At 62.8% G+C, this 21,408-nt stretch carries 18 protein-coding genes; 11 read left to right on the plus strand and 7 right to left on the minus strand.

What is annotated here, in order from left to right:
• Positions 1–86 precede the first annotated feature (86 nt).
• Together BC363_RS08025 and BC363_RS08030 are read left to right on the plus strand one after the other, a co-directional pair.
• Positions 87–767: a Crp/Fnr family transcriptional regulator gene (locus BC363_RS08025; RefSeq protein ID WP_244512660.1), complete on the plus strand. Its 681-nt coding sequence runs from the start codon at positions 87–89 to the stop codon at positions 765–767.
• Between the two features lie 167 nt (positions 768–934).
• Entirely contained in the window at positions 935–1,702 is a 768-nt protein-coding gene (locus BC363_RS08030; RefSeq protein ID WP_320416822.1) for a response regulator transcription factor, read from the plus strand.
• A gap of 283 nt (positions 1,703–1,985) precedes the next feature.
• Here the strand turns inward: BC363_RS08030 and BC363_RS08035 are convergent, their stop codons facing one another.
• The 4 genes from BC363_RS08035 to BC363_RS08050 all read right to left on the minus strand — a co-directional run bounded on the left by BC363_RS08035 (position 1,986) and on the right by BC363_RS08050 (position 7,832).
• On the minus strand, positions 1,986–2,564 hold the full coding sequence (locus BC363_RS08035) for a DUF922 domain-containing protein (RefSeq protein WP_065787382.1): 579 nt from the start codon (positions 2,562–2,564) through the stop codon (positions 1,986–1,988).
• Positions 2,565–2,826: 262 nt separating this feature from the next.
• The gene (locus BC363_RS08040) at positions 2,827–5,979 is read right to left on the minus strand and encodes an efflux RND transporter permease subunit (protein WP_065787483.1); all 3,153 of its coding nucleotides are present in this window, start codon (positions 5,977–5,979) and stop codon (positions 2,827–2,829) included.
• 26 nt (positions 5,980–6,005) lie between these two features.
• Entirely contained in the window at positions 6,006–7,115 is a 1,110-nt protein-coding gene (locus tag BC363_RS08045; RefSeq protein WP_141690253.1) for an efflux RND transporter periplasmic adaptor subunit, read from the minus strand.
• A 108-nt stretch (positions 7,116–7,223) separates the two neighbouring features.
• Complete coding sequence (locus BC363_RS08050) at positions 7,224–7,832, minus strand: TetR family transcriptional regulator (protein ID WP_065787380.1); 609 nt, start codon at positions 7,830–7,832, stop codon at positions 7,224–7,226.
• Between the two features lie 221 nt (positions 7,833–8,053).
• Between BC363_RS08050 and BC363_RS08055 the strand changes: the two genes are divergently transcribed.
• Positions 8,054–9,022: a DUF808 domain-containing protein gene (locus BC363_RS08055; RefSeq protein ID WP_065787379.1), complete on the plus strand. Its 969-nt coding sequence runs from the start codon at positions 8,054–8,056 to the stop codon at positions 9,020–9,022.
• A gap of 95 nt (positions 9,023–9,117) precedes the next feature.
• Here BC363_RS08055 and BC363_RS08060 read toward each other — a convergent pair whose 3' ends face one another.
• Complete coding sequence (locus BC363_RS08060) at positions 9,118–9,879, minus strand: L,D-transpeptidase (RefSeq protein ID WP_065787378.1); 762 nt, start codon at positions 9,877–9,879, stop codon at positions 9,118–9,120.
• Positions 9,880–9,987: 108 nt separating this feature from the next.
• Here BC363_RS08060 and BC363_RS08065 point away from each other — a divergent pair, with 108 nt between their 5' ends.
• The 3 genes from BC363_RS08065 (at position 9,988) to BC363_RS08075 (ending at position 12,423) form a co-directional block, all read left to right on the plus strand.
• Positions 9,988–10,650: a response regulator transcription factor gene (locus BC363_RS08065; protein WP_065787377.1), complete on the plus strand. Its 663-nt coding sequence runs from the start codon at positions 9,988–9,990 to the stop codon at positions 10,648–10,650.
• Positions 10,650–12,005, plus strand: a complete 1,356-nt coding sequence (locus BC363_RS08070; RefSeq protein WP_065787376.1) for an ATP-binding protein — start codon at positions 10,650–10,652, stop codon at positions 12,003–12,005. Before BC363_RS08065 ends, BC363_RS08070 begins: the two co-directional genes overlap by 1 nt.
• A gap of 67 nt (positions 12,006–12,072) precedes the next feature.
• Entirely contained in the window at positions 12,073–12,423 is a 351-nt protein-coding gene (locus BC363_RS08075; protein ID WP_202618549.1) for a DUF1801 domain-containing protein, read from the plus strand.
• 18 nt (positions 12,424–12,441) lie between these two features.
• Here the strand turns inward: BC363_RS08075 and BC363_RS08080 are convergent, their stop codons facing one another.
• Positions 12,442–13,404: a LysR family transcriptional regulator gene (locus tag BC363_RS08080; RefSeq protein ID WP_065787374.1), complete on the minus strand. Its 963-nt coding sequence runs from the start codon at positions 13,402–13,404 to the stop codon at positions 12,442–12,444.
• A 108-nt stretch (positions 13,405–13,512) separates the two neighbouring features.
• Here BC363_RS08080 and BC363_RS08085 point away from each other — a divergent pair, with 108 nt between their 5' ends.
• The 5 genes from BC363_RS08085 (at position 13,513) to BC363_RS08105 (ending at position 20,759) form a co-directional block, all read left to right on the plus strand.
• Positions 13,513–15,315 (plus strand): adenine deaminase, encoded by a 1,803-nt coding sequence (locus BC363_RS08085; RefSeq protein ID WP_065787373.1) that lies wholly within the window; start codon positions 13,513–13,515, stop codon positions 15,313–15,315.
• 58 nt (positions 15,316–15,373) lie between these two features.
• Positions 15,374–16,777 (plus strand): NCS2 family permease, encoded by a 1,404-nt coding sequence (locus BC363_RS08090; protein ID WP_083223773.1) that lies wholly within the window; start codon positions 15,374–15,376, stop codon positions 16,775–16,777.
• A gap of 71 nt (positions 16,778–16,848) precedes the next feature.
• A complete protein-coding gene (gene ade, locus BC363_RS08095) occupies positions 16,849–18,639 on the plus strand; it encodes an adenine deaminase (RefSeq protein WP_065787372.1) in 1,791 nt (596 codons plus the stop codon).
• Between the two features lie 135 nt (positions 18,640–18,774).
• Positions 18,775–19,452: a FadR/GntR family transcriptional regulator gene (locus BC363_RS08100; protein WP_065787371.1), complete on the plus strand. Its 678-nt coding sequence runs from the start codon at positions 18,775–18,777 to the stop codon at positions 19,450–19,452.
• Complete coding sequence (locus tag BC363_RS08105) at positions 19,449–20,759, plus strand: MFS transporter (RefSeq protein ID WP_065787370.1); 1,311 nt, start codon at positions 19,449–19,451, stop codon at positions 20,757–20,759. The genes BC363_RS08100 and BC363_RS08105 overlap by 4 nt, the downstream gene beginning before the upstream one ends.
• Before the next feature lie 34 nt (positions 20,760–20,793).
• On the opposite strand, the gene BC363_RS08110 is transcribed toward BC363_RS08105, so the two are convergent.
• Positions 20,794–21,408: electron transfer flavoprotein subunit alpha/FixB family protein (locus BC363_RS08110; protein WP_065793289.1), on the minus strand; the 615-nt coding region annotated here is incomplete at its 5' end.

A 21,408-nucleotide genomic window follows, 5' to 3' on the forward strand; every position in this document is an offset into this window, starting at 1 on the left:
TGCTATATACTTAAGTACAATCGAAAAGATCGAAGAGAGAGTGCGCCTTTATGGTGGGGCAACTTGGTGCATCGATAGGCTCGCCCGTGTATCGCGAACCGTCGAGTTTCGACACAGACCAGCAGAAGTCGGAACTCTCCATCGCGCGAAAGCGGGTGTTCCCGGCGGGCTCGATTCTTTTCGAGCCCGAAGGCAGATCATGCGTTCTGTTCTTCATCTCCGGCTGGAGCGTCAGCCGCAAGATTCTGGCGAACGGTACCCGCATTGTCATCGAATTCATGCTGCGCGGCGACATGGTCTGGACCTTGTCTTCGGACATGACGCAGGAAACGATCCAGGCACTTTCCGACGTTACCGCCTACGAGTTCGCGGTGCCTCCCGGCACCAGGGGACCCGATTTGTCACCCAGAATCCAGCAGAACTTCGTGCACGAGATGCTGAAGCGCCAGGCCAGACTGACAGAGCGGTTGGCAAACATCGCACGTCGCGACGCGTTGGAGCGTACGGGGCACCTTCTGCTCGAGCTCGCAGTCCGGGCGGGTAAACCCGACAGGCCGGGATTTGACGGCTTCGAATGCCCGCTGACGCAGTCCGACATCGGCGACGCCGTCGGACTGTCGACCGTGCACATCAATCGCGTTCTGAAGGAGATGAGGTTGAAGGGATTGTTATCCTTCAGGAATGGCATCGTCGAATTTCTCGACCGCAGACGGCTCGCCGAACTGGTCGACTTCGATCCGGGCTATCTCAGCACGAATCCCGGTTGATTCCTGGCTGTCCTTTAACCTGTGTTAATGCGCACCACCAATATATGTGGTCTGATTGCCAAGATATAACAACAAAATATGAGAGGAACCCGAAGGAATACTAATACCAATACTTGTATGTAGAATATTTACACCCATGAAAATAAGAATAAGAAGGAGCAAATTCAATGGATATTCGTACAGCAACAATTGCAAGAAACACCACGACGCGGCCGACATCCTTCCCAAGCGTACTGGAGCAGCGTCCGCCGCAAAGCCTGGCCGGTTCGGATATGACCGATCAGGAGGAGGACCTCGACTACATCCTGCTCATCGACCCTCGTGCTCTCGACCGGGAGTGTCTGTCGAAAAGCCTGACGGGCTACGACCCCGGGCTGACGATCGTCACCGTCGGATCGTTTGACGAATGGCGCAGCCGCAAGCTGCAGACCGACCCTTCCGCGATTCTTCTTATCGTCGGCGGCAGCAAAGTGGGCGACCTCGCAGTCTGCGAAAAGATCGAGACGCTGGTTGAGAAGTTCAAGTACAGCCCGGTGATCGTGGTCGCCGAAACGGATGAACTCGGCCAGATTCTCAAAGCATTGGAATGCGGTGCCCGTGGCTACATTCCAAGCAATGTCGGCATCAATGTCGCCGCCGAAGCGATTGCGCTTGCGCGCGCTGGTGGCGTCTTCGTTCCGGCAAGCAGCATCCTGACGATGAGAGAGGCAATCAACTCCGTCGTCAATGGCGCCCGTTGCTCCGACAGCCTGTTCACGCCGCGGGAAATCGAAGTTGCCGAAGCCTTGCGCCGTGGAAAGGCAAACAAGATCATCGCCTATGAGATGGATCTGTGTGAAAGCACCGTGAAGGTTCACATCAGAAACATCATGAAAAAGCTGAACGCGACCAACCGCACCGAGGTCGCCTACAAGATCAGGGAGTTCATGAAGTAGGCCGGCTGCGCAAACGACCCGGCAGGCCTCACGAACAATGAAGGCACCGACAGGCGTGTTTTGATCACCGTCTGCGGACGGCGGCTCTGACCGGCTGGCACGTCCCTCCTATGTCCGGCAATGCGGCCGGCATGGGGAGACATGTGTGGCGATGAAATCACCCGCCTTCGCCAGGCTTGGCAAGAGCTCGACGTGGACGTCTTGTTTCAGCGCGCCGATCGGCCTTCAAGGCGGTCTGTGCTGATGACCTGCGTTCCGAGGTGCGGGTGGAGATGCGCCTGCGTCAACGACTTGCGGCACCATTGACGAGTTTGAGGATGAGCTGGTGGATATTGCCGCCGTCGCTGAGTTCGACCCGATCGAAGTCCCGGCCCCTCTGGCGTTGAGCAACGGACAGCTCGCCCAGACGCCTTGTCAGCTCGGTCCTGATCTTGCGGCAGTTGGGGTCAGCGTCAACGAAGAGCCCGACCGACGTGCTTTCTATCGCCTTGACCAGATCCTTGATGAAGTCGCCATGGACCAGCTCGTGCCTGCGAACGCCTGAGATAAAGGCTTCCCAATTCTGCGCCATGGCTCCCTGCAGCGGTGTCGACGGCTTGGGCAGTGTATAGGTGATGATGAGCTTCGGCTTGGCCGAAACAAGCGTGCAGGCATTGCCCTGCGGCTCATATTTCCTGGTCCAGGTCAGTTTGAAATCGGTGTGAGCAATGGCGCGAACCAATCCGCCGACCTTTGGTCCCCGCTCGCCGATCGACGCATAGAGCTCAGCCCCCGTCTGGCCGGAGATCGCATAGGTGCTGACCTTTTCGACCGCCTGCCATTCCGCATGCGCCATGTGCGGCCACGAAAATGCGCAGATCATAATGCTGCAAAAGAGAACGCCTAGCTTCACCCGAATCCCCTGGAAGGCACCTGAACGCGCGTGACACTACTGCATAATTCCTGAGATCGGCATCGATTTAAGCAGAAAGGCGGCCGCACGTTTTCACGTTCGCGCGCCCGCCTTCATTCAACCGACTTTCCTGGCGCCGCCGAGCTTGCAACAGCTTTGGCGGCTGCGCTGTCATTTGATCCTACCGGCCGCCGCCCACCGACGGCATTGGATGCCACCCCCGTCGGCAGTGCTATTCGGCGGCGACCGCCGGCGGATAGATCATCGGTATGGCAGGCTCGGCTTCACCCTTTTGAGCGGTTTCCGGCTCGGGCGTCTGCTTCTTCGGCTCCCGGCCGAAGAACAGCGCGTAGCCAGCCGGCAGCACCAGAATTGTCAGAACGGTGGCGACAAGGATGCCGCCCATCATCGCATAGGCCAAAGGCCCCCAGAACACGCCGCGCGAGATCGGGATCAGCGCCAGAACCGCTGTCAGTGCCGTCAGCATGATCGGACGGAACCTGCGCACCGCCGAGCCGATGATGGCTTCGGAGCGATCCATGCCCGCAGCGATATCCTGATCGATCTGGTCCACCAGGATGATCGAGTTGCGCATGATGATGCCGAGCAGCGCGATAACCCCGAGGATCGCAACGAAACCGAAGGGCGCGCCGCTGATCAGCAGTGCTGCCGCCGCTCCGATAATGCCGAGCGGACCGGTTGCCAGAACCAGCATCGCCTTGCCGAAATGCTGGAGCTGGACCATCAGCAGCACGACGATGACGGCCAGCATGATCGGCGCCTTGGCGGCGATCGAACCCTGGCTTTCGGCCGCGTCTTCGGCACCACCCTGGATGCTGATGCTGTATCCGGGAGCAAGACCATCGCGTAGCGTCTGCATGTCGCCATACATCTTCAACGCCACATCGTTCGGCTGCACACCGTCGGGCAAGGTGCCGCGAACGGTAATGGTCGGCAGCCGATCCCTCCGCCATTCGATACCTTGTTCGAGCACGGGCACGACCTTGGCCACCTGCGAAAGCGGAACGAAACTGCCGAAATCGGTCGGGATATAGATGGACTCCACCGACGACAGCAGCGCGCGTGTGGCGTCCGGTTCACGGGCGACGATCGAGACCGTCTCCTCGCCATCGCGGAAGTTGTCGAGCGGCACGCCGGACATGGTGGCCTGCAGCATCTGCCGGACACGCTGCGAGGTGACGCCGAGGGCACGGGCGCGATCCTGGTCGATCACCAGCTTCATCGCCGTCACCGGCTCCAGCCAGTCGTCATGCACGGCACCGAGCTGCGGGTTTTCGGCGAACTTCGCCTTGACCTGATCGGCGATGCGGCGAACCTCCTGGCGATCCGGCCCCATCACGCGCATCTGCACCGGCCAGCCGGTCGGCGGGCCGAGGAAGAGGCGATCGACCTTGGAGCGGATCGACGGGAAATCCTCGGCAAGGATCTTGCGCAGCTTGACGATCAGCCGTTCGCGCGCCGGCTCGTCATTGGCCATGACGAGGAGCTGGGCGAAGTTCGGATTGCGCAGTTGCTGGTCGAGCGGCAGGAAGAAGCGCGGCGCGCCTTCGCCGATATAGGTCGCAATGAAGCGCTTGTCCGCATCGTCCATCATCCGCGCTTCGAGCGCCTTGGCCTGGGTCTCGACTTCCTTGATGCTGGTGCCTTCCGGCAGCCACAGATCGACGAGGATTTCCGGCCGGGAGGATTGCGGGAAGAAGTTCTTCGGAATGAACTGGAACGCCCACAGGCTGACGACGAAGGCGACAAGCGTCATCGACAGCACGATGATGCGATGGTGAACCGCCCAGGACACCGTCGAGCGCAGGCGCCGATAGAAGCGCGTGTCGAAGACATCGTGGTGGCCGCCGGCATGGTGGCGCTGCTTCAGGATCATATTGCCGAGCCACGGCGTGAAATAGACGGCAACGAACCAGGAGACCACCAGGGCGATGCCTACCACATAAAACAGCGAGCGGACATATTCGCCCGCCGTCGAGGCGGCAAAGCCGACCGGAATGAAGCCGGCGGTGGTGATGAGCGTGCCGGTCAGCATGGGGAAGGCCGTCGAGGAGTAGGCGAAACTGGCGGCCTCGACCTTGACTAGCCCCTCCTCCAGCTTGCGCTCCATCATTTCAACGACGATCATCGCGTCGTCGACCAAAAGCCCGAGGGCAATGATAAGCGCCCCAAGCGAGATGCGCTGCAGATCGATGCCAAGCTCGTACATGATGGCAAAGGTCGCCGCGAGCACCAGCGGGATGGTGATGGCGATGACCAGGCCGGAGCGCCAGCCAATCGACAGGAACGAGACGACAAGGACGATCACCAGCGCTTCGCCGAGCGCCTTCATGAATTCGCCGACGGCTTCCGTGACCACTTCCGGCTGGTTGGAGATCTGGTCGACGACGACGCCGTAAGGCAAGGCCGCCTCGAAACGCTGATAGGTCTCTTCGACGGCAGTGCCGACATCGGTGACCTTGAAACCCTTGGCCATCACCACGCCGATCTGGACGCTGTCCTGGCCATTGAAGCGGAACTTGCGCGAATAGGGATCCTCAAGACCAGACGTGACGGTGGCGATATCGCCAAGGCGGGTGACCTGATCGCCGGCGCGCAGGCTGAGGTTGCGCAGATCCTCGACCTTGTCGAGGCCGCCCTCGACGGAAATGCGCACGGAGCGCGTACCGGTATCGACCGAGCCCGCCGGATCGACATTGTTCTGTCCGGCGATGGTATTTCTAAGATCGTTGAGCGTCAGACCGCGCGCAGCCAACACCTTGGAGGAAACGTCGATATAGATCTTCTCGGGCTGGTCGCCGAGGATCACCGCTTTCTCGACGCCCGGCGTCGTCAAAAGCATGTCACGCGCCTCGATCGCAAACTTCTTCAGCTCGGGATAGCTGTATCCGTCGCCGCTCAATGAATGCAGGGTGATGAAGGTGTCGCCGAACTCGTCGTTGAAATACGGCCCGAGCAGCCCTTCGGGCAGCTCATTGGCGATATCGCCGACCTTCTTGCGGACTTGGTAGAACGCGTCAGCCACCTGCTCAGCATTGGTGTCGCCCTCCACCTGCAGGGTGATGATCGCGCTTCCGGCGCGCGTGTAGGAGCGCACGAAATCGAGATGCGGGGTCTCCTGCAGCTTGCGCTCGATCTTGTTGACGACCTGGTCCTCCATCTCCTGGATCGAGGCGCCCGGCCAGAAAGCCTGCACGACCATGACGCGGAAGGTGAAATCGGGATCTTCCTTCTGACCCATGCGCATCAGACCGAGGGCACCGGTGATGATGATCAGGCCGAACAGGAAACGCGCGATGCTGGGATGGGCGATCGCCCAGCGCGAAAGATTGAAAGGCCGCTTTTCTTCGGTGGGCATGGACATCGGCATCATTCCGCGGTTGGGTTGTTTCAGCGCACGATTTCGGCGGCAGCGGTCTTGTCGGCCGCAGCAGACTGCCGGACGACATCGCCCGATATCGCTACCTTCAGGTCTTCGGTCATGAACTGCGTGCCGGCCGCAACGACGAGATCGCCGCGCTTCAGCCCGTCCATCACGCGCACGCCCTCACCGGTAAAATCGGCAATGGCGATCGACCGGCTTTTCACGGTTTGGCTTTCAGGGTCGACGACCCACACCGTTGTCCCACCGTCCTTCTGAGCCAGAGCACTCAGGGGCACGGACATGTGACGCTCGGCATCACCTGCCGACGCCAGGATCGTCGCGGTCATGCCGAGCAGAACGCGCGGATCGTTGGGCAGGCTGACGCGCACAGCAAAGGTTCGCGACGGCTGTTCGGCACTGCCGGCCACCTCGCGCACCTTGCCATCGAGCATCAGGCCCTGGTCCGACCAGAAGGCGGTCTTGACCGCCATGCCAGGCTTGAAATTGGCAACGTCGACCTCCGGAACGGCGATGAGCACTTCCTTCTCGCCGTCGACGGCAACCGTGGCGACCGGGGTACCTGAGCCGACCACCTGACCGACATCGGCCGCGATCGCGGTGACGATGCCGCTGCGGTCGGCAACCAGTTCGGTATAGGTCACCTGGTTCTTCGCCTGAGACAGCGCCGAGCTCGCGGCGTCGCGCGTTGCCGCGGCCTGGTTATGGCTGAGTGTCGCCTGATCCAGTTGCGCCTTGGAGGCGACCTTCTTGGCGAAGAGCTGTTCGGCCCGCGTGCGGACCAGCGCCGTGGTTTCGACCTGACGCTCCGCGGCCTCAAGGTTCGCGGCCGCGCTCTTGACCGAAAGGTCATAGTCCGTCGCGTCGATGCGGGCGAGCCGGTCGCCGGACTTCACCCGGTCACCCACGTTCACCAGACGTTCGGTGATCTTGCCATTGACGCGGAAGCCGAGGTTCATCTCCGTTCGGGCGCGCACGACACCGGAATAGTTCATCGTCCGCGCTTCGCCGGCATCGCCAATTTCGACCACCTTGACCGGCCGCACGACCGGCTTGGCCTCCTCGGCCTCCTCGGAGCAGGCCGCGAGAACAACGGAGATCGCAGCAAGAAGAGCCATCCTTCCGCGGAACGCGAAACGGCTACGGGTTTGAACGGGCAAGGGCATTTCCGCACTCCTGGGGTGGCATCAGCCAAACGGTTCACATCGGGGCCGCAGGCGGCCAGGTCAGTTTTTCAGTGCCTTGATCGCAAATTCGATCAGCTCATCGGGCGTCGCCCGGTTTTCCTTCGAGAGACATTGCGCCACCATCTGCGGGTGGCAGAGGATCACGGTTGCAGCCCCAAAGCATCTGGAGGCAGCATCGGCGTCCTGTTCGGGGAATTCGCCCGCAAGAATGCCTTCGCGGATCACCTCGGCGACAAGGGCGTGCAGGCGATCGATATGCTTGTCGATCACATGCCAGTCGCGCTCCATCGCGATGACGACCATCTCGTGCACCTTCTGGTCGTCGAGCATGACCTCCACGGTCATCTGATGCTGTGCGCGGATATATTGCCGCAAGCGCTCGGTCGCGCTCAGCTGCAACCGACAGATCTCCTGGGCCTGCTGGTAGCTGGCCGCCAGCATGCGACCGCAGATCGCCTGGTGAATCTCGGCCTTCGAGGCGAAGAAGCGGTAGATGTTGGCCGGCGACATGCCGAGATCGCGAGCGATGTCGGCGACATTGGTCTTCGAGTAGCCGAAATGCCGGAAGAGCTGCTCGGCCGAATCCAGAATCCGCGAGACGTTTTCCTGACGCGTGGTGTCCAGCTGGCTTTCGATGCTGTCGTCCATATAAGCTTGCTTTCGATTTACTACTGACGATTTTCGTATTTCGTCAGTCGTAAATCGAAAGCGACTTTGCGTCAATCCAAGCGAGCCGTTTTTCGCCTCACAATATGGTGTCCGCCGACCAGCCGTTTTGCATGTCGTTGACTCGACACGTTGCGGTGGTTACTGCCGAATCCTCTGGAGTAACCGCTCCACGGAATTTCAGCGCAAAGGGTTAGCGTTCAATGGCTACTGGTCTCATCGCCCTGCTCGACGACGTTGCGGCCATCGCCAAGATGGCAGCCGCTTCGCTTGACGACATCGCCGCGCAGACCGCAAAGGCCGGCACGAAGGCGGCAGGCGTGGTCATCGACGACGCAGCCGTGACGCCGCGCTACGTCGTCGGGCTGACACCGGAGCGCGAGCTACCGATCATCGGCCGCATTGCGCTCGGCTCGCTCAAGAACAAGCTCTTGTTCCTGCTGCCAGGCGCATTGTTGCTCAGCTATTTCGCCCCCTGGGCGATAACTCCCCTGCTGATGCTCGGCGGCATCTACCTGTGCTACGAGGGTGCCGAGAAGCTCTATGGCGTCTTTTTTCCGCACGCGGCCCACCAGCACGAAAACGCCGTGCTCGGACACAAGACCGACCCCGTCGCGCTGGAAAACGAGAAGGTTGCCGGCGCAGTGCGCACCGACTTCATCCTGTCGGCCGAGATCATGGCGCTGACGCTCTCAACCGTTGCCGACGCCAGCATCTATACCCAGGCCGCAGTGCTTGCCGCGGTTGGCATCGCCATCACGCTCGCCGTCTATGGCGTCGTCGGACTGATCGTCAAAGCCGATGATGCGGGTGTCGCATTGGCCAAAACCTCCGTTTCGGCCCTGCGTGCCATCGGCCGCGGCCTCGTCGTCGGCATGCCGATCTTTCTGAAAATTCTCGCCGCCATCGGCACCGCCGCGATGCTCTGGGTCGGGGGCAGCATTCTCGTCCATGGCCTCGCGCAGATGGGATATCCGGGCCCGGAACATATCATCCATGACATCACCGAAGCCATGGTCCACGCCCTGTCTGTTGCCCCGGGTCTTGTCGGCTGGATCGCCACGTCGGCGCAGCAAGCCCTGCTCGCGATCGTCGTCGGCGCAGTAACGATCGCCGTGATGGGCAACATTGTCGCCCCGGTCTGGGGCCGATTGAGACCCGCACGCCACTGACTTCGTCCCGTACCGGCGCCACCAAGCTCCGGCCCTATCGGGGCCAGAGACATGTACGTTCATTGGGCAACACCTGCCGAGCCGGCAAGCCGCGATCAACTGGTTGCGAGGTGCGCCTTCGACGGGTCGGGAATAACGACGATCGGGCTGCCGTCACGGACCTGATCGTGGAGATAGACCACGTCCTGATTGAGCATGCGGATACACCCTGACGAGACGGCCTTGCCGATCGAACGTGCCTCGGGACTGCCGTGGATACGGTAGAGCGTGTCCTTGCCGTCCTTGTGGATATAGAGCGCGCGCGCGCCGAGCGGGTTCTTCAGGCCCGGCCCCATGCCGCCGTTCTTGATGCTGAAGGGCTCGAGCTTCGGCTGCCGCGCCACCATTTCGTCAGGCGGCGTCCAGCGCGGCCATTTCCGCTTATAGGCCACGACCGCCCGCCCGGACCAGGCAAAGCCCTCGCGGCCGACGCCGATACCATAGCGCATGGCCCGCTGGCCGGGCAGCACATGATAGAGATACTTCGCCGGCGTATCGACGATGATCGTGCCCGGACGCTCCTCACTGAGATAGTCGACTTCCTGGCGCCAGAACTTCGGATCGACCTGGGAGACATCGACCGCGGGAATGGGAAACGGCTCCTCCGGCATCGCGTAGTACATCGGCGGAACGCCGCCCTTGGACGGCGGCGTCATCTCGACCACCGCCGGTTTCGGTGTCGGACGCGCGGTTGCTGCACAGCCTGAAAGCAGCATGGCAGCCGCACCAACGAAAAGGCTGCGGCGCGTCAGCGCGCCGCCTGACCACATATCGGGTTTGGCTGATGACAACTGGTTCGGTTCAACTCTATCGGACATTCATCGACTCAGGGCTTGTTACGATGACGCCCAAAGGAATGCGCTACCTTAAGGCTGCCTTAAGGGAGGTGCTAAACAACGACCGCCGATTATGTCGTGGAGATCTAAGTGCGGGTACTGATTGTCGAAGACGATGACATCTTGCGGGACGGGCTGAAGGTCGGGCTGGCGCTCGCCGGTTTTACGACCGATGCCGTCGCCACCCGAGAGAGCGCCGAGGCGGCGCTGGCCGCCGGCAGCTTCGACGCCGTCGTGCTCGATCTCATGCTTCCGGACGGCTCCGGCACGGACGTGCTGAAGAAACTGCGCGACGCCCGCAACGATACGCCGGTGCTGCTGCTGACGGCCCGTGACACGGTGGCCGATCGCGTCAGCGGGCTCGACATGGGCGCTGACGATTACCTCGGCAAACCCTTCGATCTCGATGAGGTCGCAGCGCGACTGCGTGCGCTCGCGCGTCGCTCTGCCGGCCGGTCGACCGCCCTCATCGAATGGGCGACGATCCGGCTGGATCCGGCCCGGCAATCGGTGGAAAAGGCCGGCATCCCGGTCCGGCTCTCGCGCCGGGAATATTCCGTCCTGCATACGCTCATGTCGCAGCCCGGCGCCATCTTTTCGAAGGCAACGCTGGAGGACAAGCTTTACGGCTGGCAGGAAGAGGTCGAAAGCAACGCCGTCGAGGTGCATATCCATCACCTGCGCAACAAACTCGGAGCCGGCCTGATCGAAACCGTCAGGGGCATCGGCTACCGGCTCGGCAGCGACATCTGATGCGCTCGATCCGCGCACGGCTCTTCTTCATCCTGCTCGTCACCACCGGGCTCATGTGGCTGTCGGCCACCCTATGGATCTTCTTCAGCACCCGCGCCGAGGTCGAGCAGGTGCTCGACGCCCGGCTGATGGAGGCGGCGAAGATGGTCAGCTCGCTGGTGGTCAACCAGGAGATCGACCCGGACAGGCCGGCACAGACGAAGGCAAAGATCCCGGTTCTCGACCACCCGCACTACGACCGGCAGCTTTCCTGCCAGATCTGGTCACTGGACGGCACCCTGATCGGCAAGTCGGAAAGCGCGCCGGAAACGACGCTGTCGGCGCATGCGACCGGCCTTTCCGAAACGGTGATCAACGGCGAAACCTGGCGGGTCTATGCGGTCGAGAACGCCGAGCTCGGCGTGCGCGTGCTGGTCGGCGACAACCTGCGCATCCGCGACAGGCTGGTCAACGACGTCGTCAAGGGCCTGCTCTTTCCGGCCCTCTTGATCATACCGCTGCTGGCAACCCTTATCTGGCTCAGCGTCGGGCGCGGACTGGCACCGCTCAGAAAACTGGCCGGCGATCTCGCCGCGCGCGACGCCTCGGACCTGCACCCGATCGAGGAGACCGCGACGCCGAGCGAGATCAGCCCCGTGCTTCGGGCGCTCAACGGCCTTTTCGGCCGCGTCGCCGGCGCGCGTCAGCGCGAGCAGAACTTTATCGCCTTTGCCGCCCATGAACTGAGAACGCCGCTGGCCGGATTGAAAACCCAGGCCCAGGTGGCGCTGGCGAGCAACGATGCCGAGATCCGGGAAAAGGCCCTTGGCCAGATCGTTGCCGGCGTCGACCGTACCGGACGGCTCGTGAAGCAATTGCTCGACATCGCCTCGGTCGAAGCATCCGAAACGGTGTGCGCCGCGGTGGAGGTCAGCGCGGGCGAGATGCTGGTTTCGCTCAGGAATGAACTGCTTGGCCATGCCGGCAGTGCCGCCATGGTTGTCGTCGATCCCGACCTCCTCGAATTGCGGGTCAAAATCAATCCGGACCTGCTACGGCTTGCGGCGCGCAATCTGATGGAAAATGCACTCCACCACTCGCCAGCCGGCGGCACCATCCACTGCTCGCTCGAAAACGATGACGGCACCACGACAATCGCGATTAATGACGATGGCCCGGGGATCCCGCCGGAGGAGATGGCCCACGTCACCGAGCGTTTCTTCCGCGGTCGCTTCAAGGCCGCGATCGGCAGCGGCCTCGGCCTCAGCATTGCCGAACTCGCGCTCGATCACGCCGGCGCTGCGTTGGAATTGCGAAACAGGATCGGGGGTGGATTGTCCGCCAGGATCGTCCTGCCCAAACACCTGATCGCGTGAGCATGGTTGGCCCGACTCTGCCATATCGGCAAAACCAATTTCTGCAGCGAGTCGTGAGCCAACGATGATGGACAAGCGTATTGAAACCTTCCTCGCCGATATCCGCGACCGTGGCGAGATCCAGTTCGCGATCGTTTCGCGGCTGCGCGAGATTGTGTTGGGTTCCGGAGCGGGCATCTCGGAAGAAATCAAATATGGCGGCTTGCTGTTTTCGGCGGCGCAGCCGTTCTGCGGCATATTTCCCTATTCCGCTCATGTCACGCTGGAGTTCAGCGAGGGCGCGGCATTGCCGGACGCGCATGGGGTGCTGATGGGCCAAGGCAAAGGGCGCCGCCATATCAAGATGCAGTCCCTGTCCGACATCGCGGCAAAGCATGTGGCCGCCTATGTCGACTTGGCTCTGGGAGCCGCCGGCTGATCAAGATGAGACGCCGCGTCAGCGGATCGCGCCATCCGACGGCAGGCTGACTTTCTCGACGTAGTAGCGCGGAATGCTGGTGCGCTCGCGATCGCGATAAAAGTCGATGCAGAATTCGACAAAGGCCCTGAAGCGCTTCGACACGTGCCGCCGGCGCGAATAGATGAGGTTGATCGCCGTTTTCGGCGAACGCCATTCGGCAAGAACGGGTTGAAGCAGGCCGGCCTGTCGCTCCGTCTCGACGAAGAATTCCGGCAGGTAGGCGATCCCCTCGCCCGCAACCGCGAAATACTTGATCGTCCAGTAGTCGTTGGTCGTGCAGGTCGCAGCCGGCAGCAGATCCATCTCCACTTGACCGGGCCGCGTGAGATACCAGGATTGCAGGCGCGTCGGCTGGCGAAAGACAAGACCGCGGTGCCCGGACAGTTCATCCGGCTTTGTCGGCGAACCATGGCGGGCGACATATTCGGGGCTGGCGAAGAGGCCGTAGGACGAGACGGAGAGCCGCCGGCTGATGTAGTCGACATCTGACGGCTCGCCCCAGTGAAAGATGCCGTCGAGCGCCTGCTCGGTGACATCGGAGAACGGCTGCCTGGAGCTCAGAAACACAACGTCGAGATTGACCTGCGGATATTGCTGCCGAAATGCATAGAGCAGTTCGGAGGTGATCGTCGTGCCGAATTCGCCGGTCGAGCCGACGCGCAGCGTGCCGGCTACTTCCTGGCGCATCTCCGCCATCGCCGTTGCCGCATCCTCGCAATTCGCCTGAATGAGCCTGGCGTAGCGCAGGAGTTCGGCTCCGGCATCGGTCACATGGAGCTGATGCCCCTCGCGCACGAAGAGCTCGATGCCGAACTCGTCCTCCAATTGCCGGATCTTGTGGCTGAGGGTCGATTTCGGCAGTCGATGCAGGCGCGAAGCCGCTGAAATCGAACGGGAATCGGCAACTTTCACGAAGCAGTCGAGAAGCGAGAGGTCCATTTTTCGTCCAAAATCTTGGATGATATGTCCCACAAATACGCCATTTCGGCCCATTGTACAAACGAAACCAAACTGGGAATATTCGCCGACGCTAAGGGAGAGGTTTCAGTGAGCAATATCAGAGAATTCATCCGGGCAGCCTCCGGCACCGGCAACAAGGCCACATTGGCGATCCGCGGCGGCCGGCTTGTCAACGTCGTGTCGGAAGAAATCTACCAGGCCGATGTCGCGATCTATGGCGAACGGATCATCGCTGTCGGCGACATCTCCGACTATGTCGGGCCGGAGACGAAAATCGTCGACGCCACCGACAAGTATCTGGCGCCCGGCATGATCGACGGCCATCTGCATGTCGAATGCTCGAAGATGTCGCTGACCAGCTTTGCCAAGGCGGTCGTGCCGCTCGGCACGACGTCGATCGTCACCGGGCTTGACCAGATCATCGTCGTCGGCGGGCCGGCCGCCGCGCGCGAATTCCTCGACGAGGCCAGAGAGACGCCGCTCAAGGTGTTCTGGGGCGCGCCGTGCAAGACCCCCTACACCATGCCGCGCTCGACCGTCGGCCACTATTTCAGCCCGGCCGATCACCAGGCCACCCATCACTGGCCGGAATGCGTCGGCATCTGGGAAACGGTGCGCGAGTTCATCCAGGAGGAAGACAGCGACGTTCTGGCGGCGCTCGAGCTCGCCGAAAAGAGCCGGCTTCCGGTGCTCGGCTGCTGCCCGATGACCCGCGGCGCCCGTCTCAACGGCTACCAGCAATCGGGTGTGCGCGCCGACCACGAAAGCTACTCGCCGGAGGAAATGCTCGAGAAGCTCAGGGCCGGCATGCATGTCGTCGTGCGCGAATCCTCGATCTCGCACTTCCTTTCCGACAATCTGCGCATCGTCACCGAGATGGGCGTCAAGGCCCTGCGCCGCATCAGCTTCTGCACCGACGACGTCGTTGCCAGCGACATTCTCAAGCGCGGGCATCTCGACAACATGGTCCGCATGGCGATCGCCATGGGCATCTCGCCGATGGCGGCGATCCAGATGGCAACGATCAATGGTGCCGATGCGCTTCGCATCGACGACAAGGTCGGCTCGATCTCGCCGGGCCGCGCCGCCGACATCCTGCTCGTCAACGACCTGCGCGAATTCAGGATTGAAGCCGTCATCGCCAAGGGCGAGGAAGTCGCGCGCGACGGCCGTTTGACGATCAAGCTCGCGCCGCCGCCGCGCAGCGCCGCGTTGCTGACGTCGATGAAGGTCGCGCCGCTTGAGCTCGACGATCTGAAGCTGCGCTACGACGGCGCCGGCGACAGCGCCGCGGCCATGGCGATCGCCGTCACGCCGGAGAAGATCTTCGTGCGCACGCGCCGCGACGTGACCCTGCCGGTGAAGGACGGCTGCGTGCTCGCCGACCTGGCCCAGGACATCCAATATGTCACCGTGGTCGAGCGCTACGGCAAGACGAAAAACCGCCCCGTCGCCTTCACCTCCGGCTTCGGACTACAGGAAGGCGCAATCGCCAGTTCCACCGCGCCCGACGACAACAACATCATCTGCATCGGCGCCAACCCGGAGGACATGCGGGTCGCCATCAACCACCTGATCGCCAACCATGGCGGCCAGGTGGTGGTCAGGGACGGTCAGGTCGTCGCCTTCCTGCATCTTCCGATCGGCGGCATCGTCTCCGACATCGAGCCCTCCGAAATGGCGGCGCTGGAGGAGGAACTGGACGATGCGGCACGGGCGCTCGGCTGCACGCTGCCATGGCCGTTCATGTATATGTTCGTGCTGCAGATCACGGCGATCCCGGAATATGCCATTACCGATCTCGGCGTCGTCGATTGCGTTCAGCTCAAGGTGATCTCGCCGCTCGCTGGGAACGGCGGCGAGGAAGAGCACGCCGCCGCAGCGGAATAAAGCCTTGGAGGGGTCGGCATCGCCGGCCCCTTCCTCATTTCAAAAAAAGGGGAACAAAATGAACTACCAACCCAAGGCCGTTGAGCCGGCATCGGGCAAGGCGCAAGCCTCCTGGCTCGCCAACCTGCTCGACCGTTACTTCCTGATCTCCAAATTCGGCTCGACCATCCGCACCGAAATTCTCGCCGGGCTGACGACCTTTCTCGCCGCATCCTATGTGATCGTCGTCAACCCTTCGATCCTGTCCCATGCCGGCATTCCTTTCTCGGCCGGCGTCACGGCGACCGTGCTCGTCAGCTTCATCGGCAGTTGCGCCATGGGGCTCTATGCGCGAAGCCCCATCCTGGTGGCGCCGGGCATGGGCATCAACGCGCTGTTTGCCTATACGATGGTCGTCGGCGCCAAGGTGCCGCTCGAAATCGCGCTCGGCTGCGTCTTCTGGGCCGGCGTGCTCTTTACCATCATGGCCTTCTTCAATCTCAGACAGGCGATCATCGAGGCGATCCCGGTCGACCTTCGCTACGGCATCGCCTGCGGCATCGGCCTGTTCATCGCGCTGATCGGCTTTGAAAACGCCAAGTTCATCGTCGCCAATCCGGACACGATCGTCGGCTTGACGACCTTCAACCCGGTCACGCTTACCTTCATCGCCGGTTTTATCCTGACGGTGGCACTGGTGGTCCGCCGGGTTCCCGGCGCCATGATGGCCGGCATGATCCTCACCACCATCCTCTCCATCCCGATCGGCCGCTGGTGGGGCGATGGCAGCGCCTTCTGGCCGGATACGCCTGATGTGCACACGCTGGTCAACTGGAGCGGCTTTTCCGCAGCGCCTGATTTCAGCTTCGTCGGCCAGATCGATCTCGTCGGCGCCTTGAGCCTGATCTACGTGCCGTTCATCTTCGTCTTCCTGTTCACCAACTTCATCGAGGCGCTCTCGACCTTCCTCGGCCTTGCCGAAGCGGCTGATCTCAAGGACGAGCAGGGATTGCCGCGCAACATCAAGCAATCCATGCATGTCGACGCCGTCGCCGCACTGATCTCCGCGCCGCTCGGCACCAGCCCCGCCACCGTCTACCTGGAATCGGGCGCCGGCATTGCCCAAGGCGGCCGAACCGGCCTTGTCGCCCTTGTCGCCGGCCTGCTGTTCGTGCCGTTCCTGTTCCTGTCGCCGCTGCTGTCGCTCGTTCCGGCGGTGGCAACCGCACCAGTGCTGATCCTCACTGGTCTGTTCATGTCCGAGCCGATGAGCAAGATCCGCTGGACCGACATCGACGAGGCAATTCCCGCCTTCCTCGCCATCGTGCTGATCCCGCTGACATTCTCGATCACGCTCGGTCTGTCGCTGGCGATCATCGCCTATGTGCTGATCAAGCTGGTCTGCGGCCGCCCCCGCGATGTAAAGCCGGTCATGTGGTTCGTCGCCCTGCTGGCCGCAGCGCTCGTCGCACAGACCCAGTAAAGCCTGCCGGCGCCCTTTTGTTGAGAAGTGAAAAAGGGCGCCGGCACCGTCTCCATTCGAAGGAACCTGTCATGCTTCAATCCTGGTCGAGGACCGCACCCGAGCTCGTCGACGTCGCCATGGGCCGGACGCCGGCGGACCTCGTGATCCGCAACGGAAAGTGGGTCAACGTCTATTCCGGCGAGATCATTCCGCACACCGACATCGCCGTCAAAGCCGGCCGCTTTGCCTATGTCGGGGCCGACGCCAGCCATACGATCGGCGAAGGCACCAAGGTCGTCGACGCTAGCGGCCGCTATCTCGTGCCGGGGCTCTGCGACGCGCATATGCATGTCGAAAGCGGCCTCGTCACCGTCACCGAGTTTGCCCGCGCCGTCATCCCGCACGGCACGACGACGATGTTCATCGACCCGCATGAGATCGCCAACGTGCTCGGCCTTGCCGGCGTGCGGCTGATGAACGATGAAGCACAGAGCCTGCCGATCAACGTGTATGTCCAGGTGCCGAGCTGCGTGCCGAGCGCGCCCGGGCTTGAAACCGCCGGCGCCGAACTCTCGGCCAAGGACGTCGCCGAAGCCTTGAGCTGGCCCAATATCATCGGCCTCGGCGAGATGATGAATTTTCCGGGCGTCGCCTTCAACGACCCCAAGATGGTCGCCGAGATCGCGGCAACCCAGGATGCGCGGCTGACCGTCGGCGGGCACTATGCCTCGCCGCATCTCGGCCGTGAATTTCACGCCTATGCCGCCGGCGGCCCGGCCGACGACCATGAAGGAACGACCGTCGAGGACGCCATCGCCCGCGTCAGACAGGGCATGCGCGCCATGCTCCGGCTCGGCTCCGCCTGGTTCGACGTTGCCGCTCAGGTCAAGGCGATCACCGAGGCCGGCGTCGATCCACGCAACTTCCTGCTCTGCACCGATGACAGCCACTCCGGCACGCTGGTCCACGATGGCCATATGAACCGGGTGGTGCGCCACGCCATCGCGCAAGGGCTGAAGCCGATCACCGCCATCCAGATGGCGACACTCAATACGGCCCAGCATTTCGGTGTCGAACGGGAACTCGGTTCAATCGCACCCGGCCGGCGTGCCGACCTGATCATCACCTCGGACCTGGCTTCGCTGCCGATCGAGATGGTGTTTGCCCGCGGCGAACTGCTGGCAGAGTCCGGCGCACTGGTGCGCGATATCCCGCCCTTCGTCTACCCTGCCAGTGCCCGCGACACCGTGCACCTCGGCAAGACGCTCAAGGCCCGCGATTTCGACATCGGCCTCAACACCACCGCGACCCGTGCGCGCGTCCGGGTGATCGGCGTCGTCGAGAACCAGGCGCCGACGCGTGCGCTTGAGGCCGAACTTTCAGCGAGCGGGGGCATCATCGAGATGGATCGCGCCCAGGACGTCTGCCAGATCGCGTTGGTGGAGCGCCATCGCGGCACCGGCGACGTCGTCAACGCCTTTGTTTCCGGCTTCGGCTACGACAGCGATTGCGCGGTTGCGAGTACCGTCGCCCATGACAGCCATCACATGATCGTCGTCGGCACCAACAAGGGCGATATGGCGCAGGCCGCCAACCGGCTGCACGAAGTCGGCGGCGGCATCGTCGTGATCAAGGACGGCAAGGAGCTCGCACTGGTGGAACTGCCGGTGGCGGGGCTGATGTCGGACCAGCGCGCCGAGATCGTGGCCGACAAGGCCGCGGCGATCATCGAGGCAATGCGTATCTGCGGCTGCAGCTTGAACAACGCCTACATGCAGCATTCGCTGCTGGCGCTTGTCGTCATCCCTGAACTGCGCATCTCCGACAAGGGCCTGATCGATGTCCGGACCTTCCAGAAGGTCGACGTCGTTCTCTCATAGCCAACGCTGCCGTTCCCTCGACCGCCCGGACCGGGCGGTCGAACTCTGTTTGATACCTGGTCGCGGATGGGTCGGTTGACATCGCGAGTACGGCAACTTATTCACTAAATCATCTGATGACTTGATGAGTCTATCATGCAGCCGGTCAATCGAACCAATCTAGCCGACAGTGCGGCCGAAAGCCTGCGCGCCGAAATCCGCAGCGGCCGCTGGAGCGTTGGCGACCGCATCCCGAACGAAACCGCACTGACCGAGCTGTTGTCCGTCAGCCGAGGAACGGTGCGCGAGGCCGTGCGCGTGCTGGTCTCGCAAGGTCTCCTCGATACCCGCCAGGGCTCGGGCACCTATGTGCGCTCGACGGTCGATCCAGCCGGCGCGCTCGACCGCGTCAAACGCGCCGGACTGCGCGACCAATGGGAAGCGCGCACCGCCCTTGATGTCGAAGCGGCCAGGCTCGCGGCGATCCGCCATACGCCCGCCGACCTCGAACGCATGACCCGGCTGCTCAAGGCGCGCGGCACCGTTGCCGATGGTGGTTACGAGGCGTTCGGCCATCGCGACATCGCCTTTCACAAATCGATCGTCGAAGCATCGGGCAACCGGGCGATCGTCGAACTCTACGATTTCTTCACCTCATCGATCCTCGAAACCATTCATTCGACGCTCAAGGGCGATGTGCCGGAACCCGACGAACAGGCCCATATGGCGATCGTCGCGGCGATCGCCACCGGCGACCCGGATCGCGCGGCTTCCGCCGTCCGCGCCTTCATGGCGCCCGTGCTCCGTGAACTCGATAGGCTTCTTTCGCAATGAACCAAACTTTCCGCGATCCCCCTTCCTCGGCCCATCAGGTCGCAGCCATCAACGGCCTCGAAGACCAACTGATCGACGCCGAAGCCGACAGTGTTCCCGAACCTCAGCCGCCGGCAATGTCACAGGGTGCGGCGCGCTTCGTCCTCGGCGCCAGCCTCGTGCTGATCGCCTTCAACCTGCGCCCGCTGTTTTCCAGCCTCTCGGTGCTGCTGCCGGAGGTGATGCGCGATACCGGCCTAACGACTGCCGGCGCCAGCCTGCTGACGACACTGCCCGTGCTCTGCCTTGGCCTGTTTGCCCCGCTCGCGCCGAAGCTCGCACAGCGCTTCGGCGCCGAACGCACTCTTCTGGGCGCACTGCTTCTGCTGGCGCTCGGCACAGCGCTCCGCGGTTTCGGGCTCGTGCCGCTGCTCTTTCTGTCGACATTCGCCGCCGGGGCGGCGATCGCCATCGGCAATGTGCTGCTTCCCGGCCTCGTCAAACGCGACTTTGCCGACAAGGCGGCGATCATGACCGGGCTCTATACCATGGCGTTGTGCGCCGGGGCCGCCGGAGCCGCTGGCTTGACCCTGCCGCTCGAACACGGCGTGACCGGCTCCTGGTCCGGCGCGCTCGCCATCTGGGCGCTTCCCGCCTTCATCGTGCTGTTGATCTGGGCGCCGCAGGCGCTTGGCAGCAAGGCGCAGGTCAGGCACAGCGGCTTTCGTGTCGTCGGCCTCTGGCGTGACCGGCTGGCATGGCAAGTCACGCTGTTCATGGGCCTGCAGTCGGCGCTGGCCTACTGCATCTTCGGCTGGCTCGCGCCCATTCTTCGGGAGCGCGGGTTCGACGCAGCGACTGCAGGGGTGATCGTTTCGGTCTCGATCATGACTCAGGTCGTCACCTGCCTGCTGGTCCCCTCCTTTGCCGTTCGCCGCAAGGACCAGCGTGGCATCAACGTCGCGCTGATATCCGCCGCGGTGATCGCGCTTCTCGGCATTCTCTTCGGGCCGCCATCGACGGTGATCTTCTGGGCTATTTTGCAGGGGTTCGGCCAGGGCGGCCTGATTGCCGTGGCGATGACGCTCATCGTGTTGCGCTCGCCGGATTCCCACGTCGCAGCCCATCTCTCGGGCATGGCGCAGGGGGTCGGCTATGTGCTTGCAGCCATCGGCCCGTTGCTCGTCGGCCTGATCCGCGACTGGACGGGAAGTTTTGATGCCGCCGCCTTCCTGTTCGTCGCCCTTGGCCTCGGTGCGGCGATCATGGGCTTTGGCGCCGGCCGGGCGCTGCATGTCGGTGCGCGGACCATCAGGATCGACGGCTGAATTCTATCCGCTCAGCCGCCGACCTTACGCTTGCTCAGGAAGCCCGTGCCATTTCCGGCAGGGCTTCGAACAGGTCGGCGACGAGGCCGTAATCGGCGACCTGGAAGATCGGTGCCTCCTCGTCCTTGTTGATGGCGACGATGACCTTCGAATCCTTCATGCCGGCCAGATGCTGGATCGCCCCGGAGATGCCGCAGGCGATGTAGAGATCGGGGGCGACCACCTTGCCGGTCTGGCCGACCTGCCAGTCGTTCGGCGCGTAGCCGGCATCGACGGCGGCGCGCGAGGCACCGACGGCGGCCCCGAGCTTGTCGGCAACCGGCAGGATCACCTCCTGGAATTTTTCCGACGAGCCGAGCGCCCGACCGCCGGAGATGATGATCTTCGCCGAGGTCAGTTCCGGACGATCGGACGACGACAGCGCGTCGGCAACGAAGCTCGACAGGCCCGGATTGGCGGCCGCCGCGATCGTCTCGACCGCAGCCGAGCCGCCTTCGGAGGCCGACGCGAACGAGGCGGTGCGCACGGTAATGACGCGCTTGGCCTCGGTCGTCTGCACCGTCTGGATGGCGTTGCCGGCATAGATCGGGCGCTTGAAGGTGTCGGCGGAGATAACCTCGGTGATTTCCGAAACCTGGGCAACGTCGAG

The sequence above is a fragment of the Ensifer sp. LC384 genome, from assembly GCF_001695865.1.
In the GTDB taxonomy this organism is placed as follows: domain Bacteria; phylum Pseudomonadota; class Alphaproteobacteria; order Rhizobiales; family Rhizobiaceae; genus Ensifer.